Annotated in this window: 20 protein-coding genes; 3 read left to right on the top strand and 17 right to left on the bottom strand. The window is 56.7% G+C overall.

Going from position 1 to position 17,639, the window contains the following annotated elements:
• Position 1: 1 nt before the first annotated feature.
• Together AAFM46_RS13740 and glmS are read right to left on the bottom strand one after the other, a co-directional pair.
• A complete protein-coding gene (locus tag AAFM46_RS13740; protein WP_283532182.1) occupies positions 2-349 on the bottom strand; it encodes a holo-ACP synthase in 348 nt (115 codons plus the stop codon).
• A 64-nt stretch (positions 350-413) separates the two neighbouring features.
• On the bottom strand, positions 414-2,333 hold the full coding sequence (glmS, locus tag AAFM46_RS13745) for a glutamine--fructose-6-phosphate transaminase (isomerizing) (protein WP_343318401.1): 1,920 nt from the start codon (positions 2,331-2,333) through the stop codon (positions 414-416).
• Positions 2,334-2,474: 141 nt separating this feature from the next.
• Between glmS and coaA the strand changes: the two genes are divergently transcribed.
• The 3 genes from coaA to mscL all read left to right on the top strand — a co-directional run bounded on the left by coaA (position 2,475) and on the right by mscL (position 4,954).
• Entirely contained in the window at positions 2,475-3,443 is a 969-nt protein-coding gene (gene coaA / locus AAFM46_RS13750) for a type I pantothenate kinase (protein WP_283532179.1), read from the top strand.
• A complete protein-coding gene (locus AAFM46_RS13755; protein ID WP_343318404.1) occupies positions 3,443-4,471 on the top strand; it encodes a D-alanyl-D-alanine carboxypeptidase family protein in 1,029 nt (342 codons plus the stop codon). The genes coaA and AAFM46_RS13755 overlap by 1 nt, the downstream gene beginning before the upstream one ends.
• A 63-nt stretch (positions 4,472-4,534) precedes the next feature.
• Positions 4,535-4,954 carry a large conductance mechanosensitive channel protein MscL gene (gene mscL / locus AAFM46_RS13760; RefSeq protein WP_343318405.1) on the top strand — a complete coding sequence of 140 codons (420 nt, stop codon included), beginning with the start codon at positions 4,535-4,537 and terminating at the stop codon, positions 4,952-4,954.
• Positions 4,955-5,018: 64 nt separating this feature from the next.
• Here the strand turns inward: mscL and glmM are convergent, their stop codons facing one another.
• From glmM to AAFM46_RS13835, 15 genes are all read right to left on the bottom strand, one after another.
• The gene (gene glmM, locus AAFM46_RS13765) at positions 5,019-6,365 is read right to left on the bottom strand and encodes a phosphoglucosamine mutase (RefSeq protein WP_343318406.1); all 1,347 of its coding nucleotides are present in this window, start codon (positions 6,363-6,365) and stop codon (positions 5,019-5,021) included.
• A gap of 151 nt (positions 6,366-6,516) precedes the next feature.
• On the bottom strand, positions 6,517-7,032 hold the full coding sequence (gene rpsI, locus AAFM46_RS13770) for a 30S ribosomal protein S9 (RefSeq protein WP_283532175.1): 516 nt from the start codon (positions 7,030-7,032) through the stop codon (positions 6,517-6,519).
• A 39-nt stretch (positions 7,033-7,071) separates the two neighbouring features.
• Positions 7,072-7,515 carry a 50S ribosomal protein L13 gene (gene rplM / locus AAFM46_RS13775; protein WP_283532174.1) on the bottom strand — a complete coding sequence of 148 codons (444 nt, stop codon included), beginning with the start codon at positions 7,513-7,515 and terminating at the stop codon, positions 7,072-7,074.
• Positions 7,516-7,741: 226 nt separating this feature from the next.
• A complete protein-coding gene (locus AAFM46_RS13780; protein WP_283532173.1) occupies positions 7,742-8,650 on the bottom strand; it encodes a tRNA pseudouridine synthase A in 909 nt (302 codons plus the stop codon).
• 123 nt (positions 8,651-8,773) lie between these two features.
• Positions 8,774-9,289: a 50S ribosomal protein L17 gene (gene rplQ / locus AAFM46_RS13785; RefSeq protein WP_283532172.1), complete on the bottom strand. Its 516-nt coding sequence runs from the start codon at positions 9,287-9,289 to the stop codon at positions 8,774-8,776.
• Between the two features lie 85 nt (positions 9,290-9,374).
• The gene (locus AAFM46_RS13790) at positions 9,375-10,385 is read right to left on the bottom strand and encodes a DNA-directed RNA polymerase subunit alpha (protein ID WP_283532171.1); all 1,011 of its coding nucleotides are present in this window, start codon (positions 10,383-10,385) and stop codon (positions 9,375-9,377) included.
• Positions 10,386-10,517: 132 nt separating this feature from the next.
• Positions 10,518-10,919: a 30S ribosomal protein S11 gene (gene rpsK, locus AAFM46_RS13795; protein WP_038464649.1), complete on the bottom strand. Its 402-nt coding sequence runs from the start codon at positions 10,917-10,919 to the stop codon at positions 10,518-10,520.
• A gap of 105 nt (positions 10,920-11,024) precedes the next feature.
• The gene (gene rpsM / locus AAFM46_RS13800; RefSeq protein ID WP_283532169.1) at positions 11,025-11,402 is read right to left on the bottom strand and encodes a 30S ribosomal protein S13; all 378 of its coding nucleotides are present in this window, start codon (positions 11,400-11,402) and stop codon (positions 11,025-11,027) included.
• A gap of 190 nt (positions 11,403-11,592) precedes the next feature.
• On the bottom strand, positions 11,593-11,706 hold the full coding sequence (gene rpmJ / locus AAFM46_RS13805) for a 50S ribosomal protein L36 (protein WP_011775570.1): 114 nt from the start codon (positions 11,704-11,706) through the stop codon (positions 11,593-11,595).
• Positions 11,707-11,735: 29 nt separating this feature from the next.
• The gene (gene infA / locus AAFM46_RS13810; RefSeq protein WP_009358723.1) at positions 11,736-11,957 is read right to left on the bottom strand and encodes a translation initiation factor IF-1; all 222 of its coding nucleotides are present in this window, start codon (positions 11,955-11,957) and stop codon (positions 11,736-11,738) included.
• A 199-nt stretch (positions 11,958-12,156) separates the two neighbouring features.
• Positions 12,157-13,128 (bottom strand): P1 family peptidase, encoded by a 972-nt coding sequence (locus AAFM46_RS13815; RefSeq protein ID WP_343318409.1) that lies wholly within the window; start codon positions 13,126-13,128, stop codon positions 12,157-12,159.
• 236 nt (positions 13,129-13,364) lie between these two features.
• Positions 13,365-14,714, bottom strand: a complete 1,350-nt coding sequence (locus AAFM46_RS13820; RefSeq protein WP_283532167.1) for an ABC transporter substrate-binding protein — start codon at positions 14,712-14,714, stop codon at positions 13,365-13,367.
• Positions 14,715-14,820: 106 nt separating this feature from the next.
• A complete protein-coding gene (locus tag AAFM46_RS13825; RefSeq protein ID WP_343318412.1) occupies positions 14,821-15,681 on the bottom strand; it encodes a carbohydrate ABC transporter permease in 861 nt (286 codons plus the stop codon).
• Between the two features lie 77 nt (positions 15,682-15,758).
• Positions 15,759-16,736: a sugar ABC transporter permease gene (locus AAFM46_RS13830; RefSeq protein ID WP_283532165.1), complete on the bottom strand. Its 978-nt coding sequence runs from the start codon at positions 16,734-16,736 to the stop codon at positions 15,759-15,761.
• A 4-nt stretch (positions 16,737-16,740) separates the two neighbouring features.
• Positions 16,741-17,523 carry a glycerophosphodiester phosphodiesterase family protein gene (locus tag AAFM46_RS13835; protein ID WP_343318414.1) on the bottom strand — a complete coding sequence of 261 codons (783 nt, stop codon included), beginning with the start codon at positions 17,521-17,523 and terminating at the stop codon, positions 16,741-16,743.
• Positions 17,524-17,639: the final 116 nt, after the last annotated feature.

A 17,639-nucleotide genomic window follows, 5' to 3' on the forward strand; every position in this document is an offset into this window, starting at 1 on the left:
GTCAGCTCTCGGCGATGACCATGGCGGTGGCAATACCGCCGTCGTGGCTCATGGACAAATGCCAACTTTTGATGCCTTTGGCCTTGGCAACGGCAGCCACTGTGCCCTTGACATTGATGGTGGGACCGTGTTCGTCAAGGCCGATCCAGCAGTCCTGCCAGTTCATCCCGGCAGGGGCACCCAAAGCTTTCGCTACGGACTCCTTTGCAGCGAATCTTGCCGCCAGCGACTGTGTGTTTAGGCCACGTTCTGCAGGAACAAACAATCGTTCGAGCAGCCCAGGAGTCCGCTCCATCTGACGACCAAACCGCTCAATGTCAACTACGTCCACGCCAATGCCAATAATCATGACCCCAGCCTATCCCTACCCGCTCCTACGGCTCATCTTGAACAAACCAGCAATTCACAGCCGGTTATTCAACGGTGACCGACTTGGCTAGGTTGCGGGGCTGGTCCACGTCGAAGCCCTTCGCCGTTGCCAGTGCCAACGCAAAGATCTGTAAGGGAACAGTGGTCAGCAAAGGAGCAAGGAGGGGGCTTGTTTCCGGAATGTAAAACACGTGCTCGGCATGTTCGCGCACGGATTCGTCACCTTCCTCCGCAATCACGATGGTTTTGGCTCCGCGGGCACGAACCTCCTGAATATTGGAAACAACCTTCGCGTGAAGGGAATCCCGGCCACGGGGTGAAGGGACAACAACAATGACGGCTTGCCCTTCTTCAATCAAGGCGATGGGGCCGTGCTTAAGTTCCCCAGCCGCAAATCCTTCGGCATGAATGTAAGCCAGTTCCTTCAGCTTCAAGGCACCCTCCATGGCAACGGGGTACCCAACGTGACGGCCAAGAAATAGCACCGTGCGGGTATCCGCCATGCTGCGGGCAAGTTCCTTGATCTGCTCAGCGTTGGCCAACACCGTGGCGATCTTGGCCGGGGTCTTGGCCAGCTCAGCCAAAATATCCTTGATTTGCCCCTGGAAGAGGTTCCCACGCAGTTGTGCCAAATAAAGTCCCAGCAGATAAGCTGCGGCCAGCTGCGCCAAGAACGCCTTGGTGGAAGCCACAGCGATTTCGGGTCCGGCATGCGTGTACAGCACGGCATCCGACTCCCGCGGAATGGTCGATCCATTGGTATTGCAGATGGCAATCGTCTTGGCGCCCTGCTCGCGGGCGTAGCGCACAGCCATCAGGGTATCCATCGTCTCCCCAGACTGAGAGAGCGAAACAATCAGCGTACGTTCATCCACAATGGGATCTCGGTACCTAAACTCATGCGAGAGTTCCACTTCCGTTGGGATCCTGCACCAGTGCTCAATGGCGTACCGCGCCACCTGCCCAGCGTAGGCAGAGGTGCCGCAAGCCAGCACAATAATACGATTAATTGTTTTTAGCACAGCCGGGTCAATACGCAGCTCGTCAAGGGTCAGATTACCCGCCAAGTCTGAGCGGCCCAGGAGAGTTTGCGCAACGGCGTCTGGCTGGTCGTTGATCTCCTTTTCCATAAAGGAGGGGTAGCCATCCTTTTCGGCGGCGGCAGCATCCCAGTCAACCAGGTATTCATGGCCCTCCGCGGGGGCACCGTAAAAATCGGTGATCACAACATCCTCGGCCGTGATGGTGACAACCTGGTCCTGCCCCAGCTCTACAGCCCTTCTGGTGTAGTCAATGAATCCTGATACATCCGATCCCAGGAAGTTTTCTCCCTCACCCAGTCCAACAACAAGGGGGGAATTGCGCCGCGCCGCTACAACTACTCCCGATACTTCTGCGTGGGTGGCCACCAACGTGAATGCACCTTCAAGCTGCTGGGCTGCCAGTTGCATGGCCTTAGAAAGGCGTGCAGCCCCGTGTCCGTCGGCTTTTACGCTCTCACTACCCTCTAGGCTCCTGTAGGCCTCCGCCAGTACCGTGGCAGCAACTTCAGAATCGGTTTGAGATGCAAAGCTATGTCCGCGCTTGAGCAAATCAGCCTTGAGGATCGAGTAGTTTTCAATAATTCCATTGTGGACCACCGCTAGGGCGCCACCGTCAACTACGTGCGGGTGGGCGTTGGCATCAGTGGGGGCACCATGCGTGGCCCAACGGGTGTGACCTATCCCCGTGGTTGCCGCGGGAAGCGGGTTTCGCTCAAGCTCGTCGAGGAGGTTCACTAGCTTGCCGCTCTTCTTGCGCATCTCTATGCCGCCGGCACCTGCCACGGCAACACCTGCGGAATCGTAACCCCTGTATTCCAAACGACGCAGCCCCTCAACCAAAACCTCTAGGGCGCGGTGATTGACTGACAAACCTGTTCCTTGAGCCGGGGCGGTACCGGCGTATCCCACAATTCCACACATGAAAATCAATCATAAACCCCAAACCATTTGCAGGACGTTCTACCTCCAATTGCGCAGGAGCGTTGAAAAAGAGCCAGCACTTCTCCCCCATCGCACCAACGGCGTTTCCCTCCCCGCCCCAAACAAGGCAGAATTGAAATTGTGACAGCGCATAGAACCGAGCCCGGCAACAGCGTCAGCGCCTCTCCTTTTGTTGAATTGGACCGCCAGACGTGGTCCCGTCTTGCCAACAAGATTGAACAACCCTTGGATGAAGATGACGTCTATCGCCTGCGAGGACTGGGCGATCAGCTGAATATGCGCGAAATCTACGATGTATATTTGCCACTCTCACGCCTTCTGAATCTTTACGTTGGCGCTGCCGCCCACCTCCACAATGCAACCACCACCTTCTTGGGTGAACACGGTTCCCGCACCCCTTTTGTCATTGGAGTGGCGGGTTCAGTAGCTGTGGGGAAATCCACAACCGCACGTGTGTTGCGTGAAATGCTCTGCCGCTGGCCTGATACCCCCAATGTGGAACTCGTCACAACCGACGGCTTCCTGTATCCAAATGCAGATCTTGAACGCCGCGGGCTCATGGGCCGGAAGGGCTTCCCGGAATCCTATGACCGCCGCGGGCTGCTGCGCTTCGTCAGTGCAGTCAAGAGCGGCGCCGAAGAAGTACGCGCCCCCATGTACTCACACCTCACTTATGACATCCTGCCTGACAAAGAGGTTGTGGTCCGGCGCCCTGACGTCCTCATCGTGGAGGGCCTGAACGTGTTGGCTGCCGCCCGCCCTCGCAGCGACGGACGGTCAGGTCTGGCGGTCAGTGACTTTTTCGACTTTTCCATCTACGTCGATGCCAAAACCAGCCACATCGAACAGTGGTACGTTGAGCGCTTCCGCTCGCTGCGCACTGGGGCATTCGCCGATCCAGAATCCTATTTTCGCCGTTACGCGGATTTATCCGATGCCGAAGCTACTGCCACGGCTTCCCAGATTTGGAAAAATATCAACGAGCCCAACCTGCTACAAAATGTGCTTCCCACCCGGGGCCGGGCTCAACTGGTGCTCACTAAAGATGCTGACCACTCCATTCGCCGCATGCTGCTAAGGAAGGTCTAGTGCCAGTTGTTGGCTTTCACCAAGCCCGGCGGCCCAGGCAAACCCCGGCAGCCAAACTCCGACGAGAGTTCTCGTGGCCACGCCCTGGCGGTATCGCCGTCTCCATAGCCGGAGCGTCGCTGATATTCTCAGGCGCCCTTGTTCTGGCACCTGTGGTTGAGTCCGCTCCCGTCCCTGTTGCCGCCGCAGTATCGCAGCCAGGCACGACGCCGGGCACCTCCCTCGCGGCCACCGAGCCTTCGCCTGTTGGCCAGGAACCGGCCAGCACGCCCACACCTGGTGAGAAGGGAACGTTCTCGGCGTCAGGTAACTCCGCGGCCCCCATCCCGGCCCGCACGGCTCCTCCAGTGGCGGGAGCCGGAGCAGACGGACCCATCCAGGGCCTCTTTGCCGCTGGCAATGGCTCCCCCAGTGACGCCACGCTTTGGGACATCCAGAATCCCAACAGCCCTCTAGTTTTGGTCAACAAACAGCATCTTTTGGCGCCCGTGGATTATGCACCAACGGATTTGGTAACTCCTGCGGTCCGCTCTGGTTCAGGGGAACCCATCCTTGTTCGTGCCGAAGCAGCAAGCGCAATTGAACGGATGTTTGCAGCGGCGGCGGCAGAAGGAATCAATATCACTGTTAAGAGCAGCTACCGCTCGTTCCAGACACAAGTCGCTGTCTACAGCGGCTATGTGGCAAGCAAAGGCGAAAGCGCGGCGGACTCCACCTCTGCACGGCCCGGCTATTCTGAACACCAAACAGGCCTTGCCATTGACATCGGTGATGCCGATGCCGGCACCACTTGTGACTTTAACCCTTGTTTCGCAACTACCCCTGCAGGGCAGTGGGTAGCAGCTAACGCAAGTGAATACGGTTTCACAGTTCGCTATGTTGCCGGGCACGAAACTACAACGGGCTACTTAGCCGAACCGTGGCACCTGCGCTACCTGGGCAGGTCCGTGACAACAGATATGAACAAGCACAATATTCGTAGCTATGAGGACTACTTGGGCCTTCCCGGAGCACCAGGGTATAAATAAGGCGACCAATCTGGTTCGTTGTTTGTTCTTCCTGAAATCCCACGAGTGCGGTACTTTAAAGACATGTTAAAGGGATTCAGAGATTTCATTATGAAAGGCAACGTCGTTGACCTTGCCGTGGCCGTTGTTATTGGTGCTGCTTTTGGAGCAGTTGTTAATTCTCTCGTGGAGAACATTTTGATGCCGCTCATTGCCGCATTGTTTGGTGCTGCCGATTTCGATAGCTTCGGACTTGTTTCTCTCAATGGCGTGGACATCAAATTCGGTGTTTTCCTGACCGTCTTGGTCAATTTCCTCATTGTTGCCGCGGCCATTTACTTCATGGTTGTCCTGCCAATGAATCACATGATTGCCCGTCGTAATGCGAAGCTCGGCATCAAGGACGAAGAGCCAGCGGTTGATCCGCAGATTGAGCTGCTCACCGAAATTCGTGACTCGCTCAAGGCCCAGCCCTCTGGTGGGCAGCATTCCCCCTACGTCTAAAAACCTACTAAATAAAGGAGGCGGCAACCCGGTTGGGTTGCCGCCTCCTTTATTTGTAGAACGCTTAGAGTGAAAGCTCTGCTTTTACAACCAGCACAAGGTCATTGCAAATTCTTTCAGCGGTGGCAACGTCTCCGGCTTCAACCATGACGCGCACAAGGGGTTCTGTTCCTGAAGGACGCAGGAGCACTCGACCGGTCTCCCCCAACTCGGCTTCGGCTTTTGCCACTGCGGCGTTGATGGCCGGCACTGATGAGGCGCGGTTCTTATCCACATTCTTAACGTTGATCATGATCTGCGGCAGCTTGGTCATGGCGGCGGCCAATTCTTTTAGAGTCCTACCGGTCTTCGCCACTTGTGCAGCCAGTTGGAGGCCGGTCAGCAGGCCATCACCTGTGGTGGCGTATTTGGAAAAGATCACATGACCGGATTGTTCTCCGCCAAGCGTGTAGTCTCCTCTACGCATCTCTTCAAGCACGTAGCGGTCCCCAACACCTGTTTCACGTACGGTAATACCGGCATCGCGCAAGGCTATCTTCAATCCAAGATTGCTCATCACTGTGGCAACCAACACGTCATCCTTGAGTTCCCCTGCGGCCTTCTGCGCTAAAGCAAGGACAGCCATGATCTGGTCACCATCAATGACGTTACCCTCATGATCAACGGCCAGGCAGCGGTCAGCGTCGCCGTCGTGGGCAATGCCCAGGTCGGCACCGATGCTCAGCACAGTTTCCTGCAGCAATTCCAGGTGCGTGGAACCTACCCCGTCGTTTATGTTCAACCCGTCCGGGTCAGCCCCTATGACAGTGACCTGCGCACCGGCATCGGTAAATACCTGTGGGGAACATCCACTCGCTGCGCCGTGGGCGCAGTCAAGAACTATTTTCAAACCATCTAGACGGTGTGGCAAGGTGCCCAACAGGTGCAGGACGTACCGATCCTCAGCATCGGAGAAACGCTGGATGCGCCCAACGCCAACACCAATGGGCCTGAAGGCGTCCCGTTGGAGTTGAGCTTCAATAGCATCCTCAACGTAATCCGGCAGTTTAGTGCCGCCACGTGCAAAGAACTTGATGCCATTATCCGGGGCCGGGTTGTGCGAGGCGGAGATCATCACGCCAAAGTCAGCACCCAGATCTGCAATGAGGAAAGCGGCGGCGGGTGTGGGCAGCACTCCTGCATCATAAACATCCACGCCGGCACTTGCCAGGCCCGCTTCCACGGCAGCACCGATGAACTCACCGCTCGCTCTGGGGTCGCGGGCAATGACAGCCCGGGGACGCTTGCCCTCACTCATTTGTTCGTGACCAAGGACCACCGCAGCAGCTTGGGCAAGGGACAAAGCCAATTCAGCCGTCAGCAGGCCATTGGCCAAACCGCGGACACCGTCTGTTCCAAATAATCTTGACATCCACTTCAGTCTAAATCATGGAAGCTACAAATCCGTCACCATGGCCCGGCGCTTAGCCCATGGCGCGAAAAATTCCCCACCCAGGTACGCGCATGCTAGAACAAAAAGCCCCCACTCGAAACGAGCGGGGGCTTTTTTGGCAAGCGCGGATTTAGCGCTTGGAGTACTGCGAAGCCTTACGAGCCTTCTTAAGACCGGCCTTCTTACGCTCGATGACGCGTGCGTCACGAGTCAGGAAGCCTGCCTTCTTCAAGGTTGCACGGTTGTTCTCAACATCGATCTCGTTCAAGGAACGAGCAACGCCCAGACGCAACGCGCCGGCCTGGCCTGAGGGGCCACCGCCGTGGATACGGGCCCACACATCGTAGGATCCGTCCAGATCAAGAATACGGAACGGGTCGTTAACTTCCTGCTGGTGCAGTTTGTTCGGGAAGTAGTCGGACAGTTCGCGGCCATTGACGATCCACTTGCCTGTGCCAGGAACCACGCGTACGCGGGCAATTGCCTGCTTGCGACGGCCAACAGCGGCACCGGATACTGTCAGTGCCGGGCGTTCCTTCTTGGGTGCTGCATCTGCTGCAGCTGAGCTTTCGCTCGTGTAGCTAGTCAAAACTTCTTCCTCAGCCACAACGGCCTCGGTGTTCAGCTCTTCAGTGTTCTGAGCCACGATTCTCCTTGATTAATGATTTAGGTGTGGTGGCCAGGACTACTGGGCGACCTGGGTGATTTCGAACGTCTGGGGCTGCTGGGCACCATGGGGGTGCTCTGAGCCGCGGTAGACCTTCAGCTTGCTGATTTGTGAATTACCAAGCTTGGTCTTCGGGAGCATGCCAGCGATGGCCTTCTCCACTGCACGAACCGGGTTCTTCTCCAACAGTTCTGCATAGTTCATGCTGGACAGACCGCCCGGGAAACCCGAGTGGCGGTATGCACGCTTCTGTTCGAGCTTGGCGCCTGTCAGGGCAACCTTCTCGGCGTTGATGATGATGACGAAATCGCCCATATCCATATGGGGAGCGAAGGTCGGCTTGTGCTTTCCACGCAGCAGTGTTGCGGTCTGGCTGGCAAGACGGCCCAAGACAACGTCGTTGGCATCGATGATGTGCCACTGACGGTTGATATCGCCGGGCTTCGGGGTATACGTACGCACGGTTTTTGCCTTCGTTTCTTGTTCTTAGGTGGTGTCACAGATGGTTGACACCTGCTATCTATGCGTTTACCGGAACAGAGGTGAGGGCTCCAACACCAGTCATCCTTACACTTCCCGATGACGCCCGCTCAGTGGTAGTCCTGCAACCGGACCTGTAGCGGGCGCGTGGTATCGAGATAGGACACGCACAACGACTACCAACGATAACGTTAATATAGCCCTCAGGTCAAAGCGAGGTTCCGCCTACTGTGCTCAGGGACCTTCGCGCCCTTGTCAGTACGGCCCGTTCGGCAAGTTCTTCCATGTCGGGATAGCTGACTTCTTCCAGGATTAGCGGATGTGCGTCCGCTAGAACGGACTTTGCATCCCTTATCCCCGCCAATTGGCGTTCCCGTATCCAATGCGGACCTTCCACCCCACGGCCCACCCGCAGTGCCGCACCGGTTAAAGCCCGGACCATATTGTGGCAGAAAGCATCAGCCTGGATGTTGATTTTAATCACACCATCATCCCCGCGGAAAAAATCGAAACGCTGCAATGTCCTGGCAGTAGTGGCACCCTCCCGAGGCTTGGCAAAGGCTTTAAAGTCTCCAAAACCCAGGAGTTCCTGCGCGCCGGCGTGCATAAGGTCCACGTCCAAAGCATCGTTGAACCACAGAGTCTGTGCGCGGTGCAAAGGATCGCGTCTGGTTACCCCGTCCGCTATCCGATAACTATAGCGACGCCACAGCGCCGAAAAGCGGGCATCAAACCCCTTCCCCGCCGGGGACACCCGCTGGATGGCAACGGAGCCTCCCACTTCCCCCAAAACCCAACCGATAGCGCCGTTGAAGCGTCTGAGCATGGCTAGAGAAGGATCATTGGCGTCCTGACGGGCAAAACCGTCCCACTCCTGCACTGTGATGTCACAGTGGGCTACCTGTCCGCGGGCGTGGACTCCTGTGTCGGTACGCCCGGCCACGGTAAGGCGCACGGGTCGTCGCAGAACTAGTGCCAGCGCCTCTTCGATGCACCCCTGAACCGTCCGCAAGCCAGGCTGAATAGCCCACCCACTGAAGGGCCCGCCGTCGTAAGCCAGGTCTAAACGAACACGCACCAGGCCTTGTTCTTCGGGTGAAAGTCTGGGGTTGTACATAAGTCAATTCTATCGCTGGTGTGTGCGCCTCCCGCTGAGGGATGCCTTGGTGAAAAACAAAGGACCCGCCACCCTTACGGGCAGCGGGTCCTTCGTGCTAAAACTTTAGCTTTCGCGCAAGTTCTACTTGGTCTCTTCAGCAGTTGCTTCGTCAGCTTCAGGTGCAACTTCGTCAGCTACAACTTGCGTCTCTACAACTTCTTCGACCGGAGCTTCTTTAGCCGGGGCGGCCTTGGCGGCGGCTGCGGTAGCTTCCTTCACAACGGCCTGCTTGGCGCTGACCGGCTCCAGAACGAGCTCGATGACAGCCATGGGGGCGTTGTCGCCCTTGCGGTTACCAATTTTGGTGATGCGGGTGTAGCCGCCGTCGCGGTTCTCCACAGCCTTGGCGATGTCGGTGAACAGCTCGTGGACAATGCCCTTGTCGCTGATCAGGCCGAGAACGCGGCGGCGTGAAGAGAGGTCTCCACGCTTTGCGAATGTAACCAATCGCTCTGCGTAGGGGCTCAGGCGCTTAGCCTTGGTCAGGGTGGTGGTGATCCGCTTGTGCTCGAAAAGCGAGGCGGACAGGTTCGCGAGCATCAAGCGCTCATGAGCCGCTCCGCCTCCGAGGCGGGGACCCTTGGCGGGTGTTGGCATGGTGTTTCTCCTCAAGTGTCAGCCGAACCATGAGCGGACACATCAATTGTGTCCGCCCGGTCGGCTAAAAATTTGTTGTTCGAACTTAGAGCTCGTCGTCGCCAAATGCGTCGTCGTTCTCATCAAGTGCTGCGGCACGGGCGGCCAGATCAAACCCTGGAGGAGAATCCTTCAAGGACAGACCAAGCTCAACCAGCTTTGCCTTTACCTCATCAATGGACTTCGCACCAAAGTTGCGAATGTCCATCAGGTCAGCCTCTGAGCGAGCAACGAGTTCACCCACGGAGTGGATGCCCTCACGCTTGAGGCAGTTGTAGGAACGAACCGTCAGGTCCAGATCCTCGATCGGCAGGGCCATGTCTGCGGCAAGAGCAGCATCCGTCGGTGACGGACCAATCTCAATGCCTTCAGCGGCGGTGTTCAGCTCACGAGCCAAACCGAAGAGCTCAACCAGGGTGGTGCCAGCAGATGCAATAGCATCCCTTGGCGAAATAGCCTGCTTGGTCTCTACATCAACAATGAGCTTGTCAAAGTCGGTGCGCTGTTCAACACGGGTAGCCTCCACGCGGAAGGTCACCTTCAAAACTGGTGAGTAGATGGAGTCAACCGGGATACGGCCAATCTCTGCATCTACGTTCTTGTTCTGAGCTGCTGAAACATAGCCGCGACCGCGCTCAATGGTCAGTTCTAGTTCGAACTTGCCCTTCGAGTTCAGCGTGGCAATGTGCATGTCAGGGTTGTGGAATTCCACACCGGCCGGGGGAGCAATGTCGGCAGCCGTAACAACGCCAGGACCCTGCTTGCGCAGGTAGGCGACGACTGGCTCGTCATGCTCCGAGGACACGGATAGTCCCTTGATGTTCAGGATGATCTCAGTGACATCTTCCTTAACACCGGGGACCGTTGTGAACTCATGCAGAACACCATCGAGGCGGATGCTGGTGACAGCAGCGCCAGGAATGGAGGACAGCAAGGTCCGACGCAGGGAATTTCCCAGGGTGTAACCAAAGCCTGGCTCCAGCGGTTCGATAACAAACCGTGAGCGATTCTCGGAAACTACTTCTTCGGATAGGGTGGGGCGCTGTGCAATGAGCACTGGGTTTTCCTTTCAGCGAGCATCCGCTATATGACGCAACACAGGTAGTGGAAATGGCGGCTGACGAGAGTTAACGGCGTCGGAGTTGGCCCCCACCAAGGGTGAAGGCCAACTCTGATACTTTAATTCTCGTTATACGCGACGGCGCTTGGGCGGACGGCAGCCGTTATGGGCGCTGGGGGTGACATCCGAGATGGAGCCAACCTCAAGACCAGCAGCCTGCAGTGAACGGATAGCCGTTTCGCGGCCCGAGCCCGGACCCTTTACGAAAACGTCAACCTTGCGAAGGCCATGCTCCTGTGCGCGCTTGGCAGCTGCTTCAGCAGCCATCTGTGCAGCGTACGGAGTTGACTTACGCGAGCCCTTGAAGCCAACTTCACCGGCGGAAGCCCATGAAATGACTGCACCGTTAGGATCCGTGATGGAAACGATGGTGTTGTTAAAGGTGCTCTTGATGTGCGCCTGGCCTAGCGCAATATTCTTTTTATCCTTGCGACGCGGTTTACGAACCGCTCCACGAGTCTTTGGGGGCATTTTATTCTCCTACGAAAGTTTATTGAGGGGTCGGCATGGGTTGAACCACACTTGCCAGCATCTGAAAAACGGCTTCAGCAGTTTTTCTATACCGGTTAGCGGGATCTACTTGCCGGCCTTCTTCTTGCCTGCGACGGTACGCTTCGGACCCTTGCGGGTGCGTGCGTTGGTCTTCGTGCGCTGGCCATGCACGGGCATTCCGCGACGGTGGCGGATACCCTGGTAGCTACCGATTTCAACCTTGCGGCGAATATCAGCTGCGACCTCGCGGCGAAGGTCACCCTCAATCTTGTAGTTACCCTCGATGTTGTCACGCAACTGAACGAGTTCAGCGTCAGAAAGGTCCTTGACACGAACATCCGGGGAGATCCCGGTTTCGGTCAGAACATTCTTCGCACGGGTCTTGCCCACGCCGTAGATGTAAGTAAGCGCTACTTCCAACCGCTTTTCGCGGGGAAGGTCTACGCCAGCGAGACGTGCCATATTTGGCTGCTCCTTGGTGTTTACCGGAGGTCGTAGACAGTACACCCGCATTTTTGAAAGATGCGGCCCTGGCCTCCGACCAGGGGTCCGTTGATACGGTTGCGGATTTCTCCGCCTTCGTCCAACTTGTGCTGCCTTATTATTTTACTTGCGTGAGCATTTGCTCAGGGATTCCTCGAAAACGAGGAGATTAGCCCTGGCGCTGCTTGTGGCGCGGGTTCTCGCAGATCACCATGACTCGACCATTACGGCGAATCACCTTGCACTTATCGCAGATCTGCTTGACGCTCGGCTTGACCTTCATGGCATTCCTTTGCGTGATTACAGTTGTGGTTATTTGTAGCGGTAGACGATACGACCACGTGTCAGGTCGTACGGGCTCAGCTCCACCACAACTCGGTCCTCAGGAAGGATACGAATGTAGTGCTGGCGCATTTTTCCTGAGATATGGGCAAGAACGATGTGCTTGTTCGTCAGCTCAACACGAAACATCGCATTGGGCAGCGCTTCAGTCACAACGCCCTCGATCTCAATGACCCCGTCTTTCTTGGCCATATCCTCCGCTAACTTTGTTGCGCCGACATAGACGGTCCCGAAAGGAACCGGTTTCAGATCGGCGTTCGATTTGCTACTAATTATTGTTTATCCGCATGTACTCAACTTCAATGGCTTGACGCCATGACAAGCTGGGCACCCCACAGGCTAGCAGGCACAGACAACCAACAACCTACTCTAGTGCAATTGTGCAAATATGTTAAATTGGCCTCCTCAGTCTTGCTGGAGGGTAAGGCTGCAGGGAACCTGCCGGAGTTGTTACTGGTTTGGCCGAAGCGACGCCATCGAGGATAGCCAAGCGCACAGCCTCTGCGGCAGCACTTTGAAGTTCAATCATTGATGCGACCGGAATTGATGGATGTTGCACTAACTTTTCGGCGCACGTAGACAGCGCAAAGATGGTGTCGCCGTCGGCCAGGGTATGGACGGGGTTTAGCGCTCTCGCCATCCCGGCGTGAGCGGCAGTGGCCGTGCGTTTAGCGTCCGCAACACTCATGAGCGCGTTGCAGGCAACCACTACCAGGGTGGTATTCAACCCCTCCCCCGAAACCACAGAAGTTTCGCCTTCCCGCCAAGGGACGCCGGCAGCATTCACTACGGCCAGGGCCCCTACTATGATGTGCGCGTTCCGGCCTGTTAGACGCACCGATGCTGTTCCCAACCCGCCCTTGTAACCTCCGGCACCGATGGCTGCCCCTGTTCCAGCACCAACATTTCCGCGGACGACGGCGGCACCCTCGGCCGTGCCTGCAGCGTCCAGGGCCGCTTCGTACCCCATCTCTGCCGTGGGTCGCGCGGAAAAGTCACCGCCTCGGCCAAGATCGAAGATGGCTGCGGCCGGAACTATGGGAACCACTCCCCCTGGGACCGCAAAGCCTCGCCCGTTCTCTTCACACCAACGCTGTACGCCGCCGGCAGCGGCCAGCCCGTAAGCACTGCCGCCTGTCAACGCCACGGCATCCACGGTAGAGACCATGGTTGTTGGATCTAGCGCATCTGTTTCATGTGTTCCGGGTCCGCCGCCACGAACGTCTACGGAGCCGATAGTGCCCGGTGGAGGTAAAACAACGCTTACCCCGGTAAGCCAACCATCGCAACTGCGTTGGGCCTGACCAACACGGATGCCCGGGACGTCAGTGATAGCCCCCGTTTCGGTTTTTGCCTGTGACATCAGCTGAACTCCTTGGTTGCGCCAGTGCGTATCCCCGCAATTATCTCTTGCTTTGCACTGCAACACCATCCCGCCCACTGGTGCGCGCGCACTTCACGCTTCTGTTGTTCGCCTACCTCGCACCGCGAAAGAGCGCCTGCCCTCGCGCACCACCTGCTGATTGGCAGTTGGTGCGCGAGGGCAGGCGCTTGCTTACGTTTGAGGAATATCCTCCAGCCGCCGCTGCACGCTTAGCTCTACAAGTACGGCTTGACGTTGCTCTCGTAGGACTTTGCGATCGATGCTGAAGCTGTTGCAAATGCCTCGGCAGGATCACCCTTCTGCAACATGATCTTTTCCAATGCTGTGGTCAGGTCCTTGTCACCGTTGGGAACAAACACACGGCCCCAATCTTGCACACGCGTTCCGGCGAGCTGATCCACGGCTGTGCGGAACTGCGGGGTTTTAGCATAGACGGCCTTCATGGTTGCCCCCTCCAGTGCTGAGGTACGCACAGGCATGTACCCGGTGTTCGAGGAGAAATACGCCGTATTTTCTGCATTGGTCAGGAACTTCAAGAACATTGCCGCCGCCAACTGCTGCTCGGGCGACTTGCCCGCCGGGATGGCCAAGCCGGTGCCACCTGTGGGGCAAGCCGGTCCCTTCTTGCCTTCTGGGAGAAAACCCGTGCCGACCTCAAATGTAGATGAAGCAAGGATGCCCGTGAGCGAGCCTGTGGAAGCAATGGTGCACCCGGTGAGTCCTGCGCCAAAGTCCGCCACTTGATCCTTTGCAGTGACCGCTGCCGATTTGTCTTCGTAAACAATTTTCTGCAGGTACTTGGCTGCCTCGATCGCTTCTGGCGTATCCAGGGTCATGTTCCAGTCCTTGGAATACGCACCGCCTGCTCCCCACAGCATGTTGCAGAACCACCAAGCGGTCCAAGAGGTGCCCTTGCCCAGGCCCAGAGGAGTAACCTCTGTGGCGGCCTGAATCTTGGGTGCCCACTGATCAAACTCGTCCCACGTCTTTGGGGCGCGATCGGGCAGGCCGGCCTTCTCCCATACAGACTTATTGAAATAAAACAGTGGTGTGGAACGGGCGTACGGGACTGCCCAGTGCGAATCCGAGAATTCGTAGTCGTCATACAACGTGGTGTTAAAGTCCGCGCTATCGAATTCCAGATGTTTGCTTAGCTCATCCAAGGGCAGAATCTGGCCATTGATCATGTACCGGAACCACCATACGTCACTGGCAATGACGAGGTCCGGGACGTTACTGGAGCCCGATGCCGCTTGGAACTTTTGTGCAACCTCATCATAATTGGCCCCGGCAGTGACGAGGTTGACTTTGATCCCGCTCTCGGCCATGAAGCGCTTAATAATTTCAGATTCAATCTCTTTGGAAGTGCCGGGGTGGTTGGACCACCAAGTGATCTCCTTCGCAGGAGTGACAGAGGTCCAATCGATGGCCTTGGCTGTGGCTGCGCCGCCGGCCTCACCAACGGCAGGTCCGCCACAGGCAGCCAAGGCGGCCGAGCCACCCATGAGAGCAGCAAGCTGGAGCAGCTGGCGGCGGTTTAGGTTTGCAAAGGGTGAAGCTGACATGGTTTTCTCCTTGAATTGGGTACTGCCCGCTCAGAGGGCAGGGAATTGCTTGGCACGGTTGAACTGGGTAAAAAGTACTGCCAGAAGGGCGGCGTTGGGAGGTTCCTTATCCGGTGACGGCGCCGGAGGTGAGCCCAGTGACGATCCTGCGCTGAAGCATAAAGAACGCAATCAGCACGGGCGCAGTTATGAGCACTGTTCCTGCCATGAGGACGCCCCAGTTGGTGACGCCGTCATTGTTCTGCAACAGCGTCAAGCCCACGGGCAACGTCATCATTTCGGCCTTGTCGACCACCAACAGTGGCCAAAGGTATTCGTTCCATTCGGAAACTATCGAGACCAGCGCAACAGCGGCGATCGTGGGAGCCGAGATCGGCACCACAAAACGCCATAACCGAGTCCAGTGGCTCGCACCGTCAAGGGCTGCCGCCTCCAAAATGGGAAGAGGCAATGATAGGAAGTGCTGGCGGAATAGGAAGGTGCCAAAGGCGCTGGCTAGTCCGGGCAGGATCAGGCCCTGGTAGGTATTGATCCAGCCCAAGTCCGAGATAAGGGTGTAGTTGGGGATAATGACGATTTGTTGGGGCACCAGGAGAGCGAACACCACAAGTCCCAACACGAATTTCTTGAACGGAAACTCTAAAAATACAACGGCGTATGCGGTGGTCAAGCCCAGAGAGATCTTCAAGGTGGCGCCAATAATAGTTGTAATCAGCGAGTTGATGAAGAAATTACCGAAAGGTACTGCGGCCAATGCGCCGAAGTAGTTGGAGAGCTTGAAAGACTCCGGCACCCACTGAATTGGCACAGTATAAATTTCTTCTGGCTGCTTGAAGCTGGCAAGCAGCATCCACACAAGCGGCAGAATCATGACAGCCATTGCCAGGATCATCATGAGGTAGCCGCCGATCCGGGGTTTGGCCCGCCCTGTTTTCGTCGTTGCCCGTACCTTTGATGGCCCAGTCATTCCGGGATCCTTGAGCGTGGGCAGGGGCGGCGTATTCTCCAGCTTCACGGTATTTTTCTTTCGAACATCCAAGCTCATCAGTAGTGGACCTTCTTCTGGATAACCAGCATCTGTACGGCTGTGACCACTAACAGGACAAAGAACAAGATGGTCGCGATCGCCGAGGAATATCCGGCACGGCCGGTGGCGAAGCCTTCTTGGTAAATCTGGTACATCATGGTGGTGGTGCCTTCCAGTGGCCCTCCTTTAGTCATTGCCTGGATAATGTCAAAGGATTGTAAAGAGCTCAGTAAGGTGGTCACTGAGAGGAAAAATGTGGTGGGCCCAAGCAGCGGTAAAACCACATTGTAAAATGACGCGAAGGCTCCAGCGCCATCGAGCCGAGCGGCTTCGAGAAGGTCCTTTGGCACGGCTTGCAGCGCGGCCAGATAGATGAGTGCCACGTATCCGACATTTTTCCAAAGGTAGACAATGATGATCATGGGCAGCGCCCACTGAGGATCGTTGTACCAATCAGGGGACCCCATCCCGAGGGCCTTTAAAACCCCGCCAAGAACGCCAAAGTTCGGGTCGAAAACAAAGAGCCAAAGCAGTCCTACAGCGACTCCTGACAACACATAAGGTGCAACGACTACCGTGCGCACCATGCCGGTACCGCGGAGTTTACGGTTTAGCAACAGGGCCAGTGCCAGGCCCAAGACCATGCCTCCGGCCACAGTGGTCAGTGTGAAGATTACTGTCACTCGCACCACGTTTGCGGTGGCCGGATCGCCAAACCAATTGACGTAGTTCTCCAGACCGATGAAACGGGCGGTCGCCGAGCCAATGTTCCATTGCAGCAGCGAGTATTGCAGCGACTGCACAAGGGGCTTGTAGGTAAAAATGATGAGCAAAGCCACGTTCGGACCTGCGAATGCCAGAAACAGAAGCCACGATTTCCAGGGTGTGCGCCTTTTGCGCAGGACCAAGGTACCGTCATCGTGGTTCCGCCCGGAGGAAGATGACTCCAAATGGAGCGTTCGGGATGGTGACGTAGCTGAAACGACTTGCGCCATGAACCTAGTTTCCCGCTACTGAAGTGGAATCTGTGCTCCGGACGGTGCCAGGAACTTTAGCAGTTTGGATCAGCGCCGGGTCGTCGGTGCAGAGTGCATCAATACCCATTTTCTCCAGGTCCAGGGCCCGTCCGGTGTCGTTGACTGTCCAGACCCAGGCCTGAAGCCCCGCGCTGTGAATAGTTTCAATATCATCTTCCTCCAGTCCCCGTTCACAGACGGAGACACCTTCACCGCCGTTGTTGAGGGCAAAGGCTATGGCCTCAGCGAGGCCTCGACCAGCAAACTGTTCCAGAATGGCACTCTGGGGTAAGTGCGCACGTACTTTTTCAAGTTTGCCAATACATAAGGGGTACACCTTTGCATTAGGAATCCTGGCTGCTAAATCTGCTAAGGAGTTCCAGTTAGCTGACGAGGCAAACCAGTCCAATCCGGCTACTTGGGCAACAACTTCGCAAACAGGCCCCGCTGAAGTGGGGTCCTTGAGCTCAATGTTGACGCATACCTTGCCAGCTGCCAGCTTGAGGACTTGAGCCAGCGTAGGAACAAATTCTCCACGGCCTGCATCGAGCAGACCCAACTGCCGAGCGGTGAACTCTCTAATGCTTCCAGTTCCGTTGGTCGTGCGGTCGGCTGTGTCGTCATGAATCACCACGGGGATTCCGTCCGACGAGAGCTGTACGTCCAGCTCAATACCGTCGACACCTAGCTCAATGGCACTGGCGAAGGCGGCAAGTGTGTTCTCCGGCAGATGCGCTGAAACTCCGCGGTGGGCATAGATGCGCATGTGTTGACACTCCTCATAGTTTTGGTCACAAGGGCGGGCCGCGTTGTTGCAGCGGGCTCCCCTTTGGCTTCAGTGACCAAGCTACGGAAGGCAATGTATTTTCTGGTATCGACCAG

The organism is Arthrobacter sp. TMP15 (assembly GCF_039529835.1).
In the GTDB taxonomy this organism is placed as follows: domain Bacteria; phylum Actinomycetota; class Actinomycetes; order Actinomycetales; family Micrococcaceae; genus Specibacter.

Bases quoted from the DNA above. Each gene is read 5' to 3' on its own strand.
- AAFM46_RS13780 (WP_283532173.1), bottom strand. From the start codon at position 8,650: ATGTACAACCCCAGACTTTCACCCGAAGAACAAGGCCTGGTGCGTGTT.
- rpmJ (WP_011775570.1), bottom strand. From the start codon at position 11,706: ATGAAGGTCAAGCCGAGCGTCAAGCAGATCTGCGATAAGTGCAAGGTG.
- infA (WP_009358723.1), bottom strand. From the start codon at position 11,957: ATGGCCAAGAAAGACGGGGTCATTGAGATCGAGGGCGTTGTGACTGAA.
- AAFM46_RS13815 (WP_343318409.1), bottom strand. From the start codon at position 13,128: ATGTCACAGGCAAAAACCGAAACGGGGGCTATCACTGACGTCCCGGGC.
- rplQ (WP_283532172.1), bottom strand. From the start codon at position 9,289: ATGCCAACACCCGCCAAGGGTCCCCGCCTCGGAGGCGGAGCGGCTCAT.
- AAFM46_RS13825 (WP_343318412.1), bottom strand. From the start codon at position 15,681: ATGACTGGGCCATCAAAGGTACGGGCAACGACGAAAACAGGGCGGGCC.
- AAFM46_RS13820 (WP_283532167.1), bottom strand. From the start codon at position 14,714: ATGTCAGCTTCACCCTTTGCAAACCTAAACCGCCGCCAGCTGCTCCAG.
- mscL (WP_343318405.1), top strand. From the start codon at position 4,535: ATGTTAAAGGGATTCAGAGATTTCATTATGAAAGGCAACGTCGTTGAC.
- glmM (WP_343318406.1), bottom strand. From the start codon at position 6,365: ATGTCAAGATTATTTGGAACAGACGGTGTCCGCGGTTTGGCCAATGGC.
- AAFM46_RS13835 (WP_343318414.1), bottom strand. From the start codon at position 17,523: ATGCGCATCTATGCCCACCGCGGAGTTTCAGCGCATCTGCCGGAGAAC.
- AAFM46_RS13830 (WP_283532165.1), bottom strand. From the start codon at position 16,736: ATGGCGCAAGTCGTTTCAGCTACGTCACCATCCCGAACGCTCCATTTG.
- rpsK (WP_038464649.1), bottom strand. From the start codon at position 10,919: ATGCCCCCAAAGACTCGTGGAGCGGTTCGTAAACCGCGTCGCAAGGAT.
- glmS (WP_343318401.1), bottom strand. From the start codon at position 2,333: ATGTGTGGAATTGTGGGATACGCCGGTACCGCCCCGGCTCAAGGAACA.
- AAFM46_RS13740 (WP_283532182.1), bottom strand. From the start codon at position 349: ATGATTATTGGCATTGGCGTGGACGTAGTTGACATTGAGCGGTTTGGT.
- rpsM (WP_283532169.1), bottom strand. From the start codon at position 11,402: ATGGCACGTCTCGCTGGCGTAGACCTTCCCCGCGAAAAGCGGTTGGAA.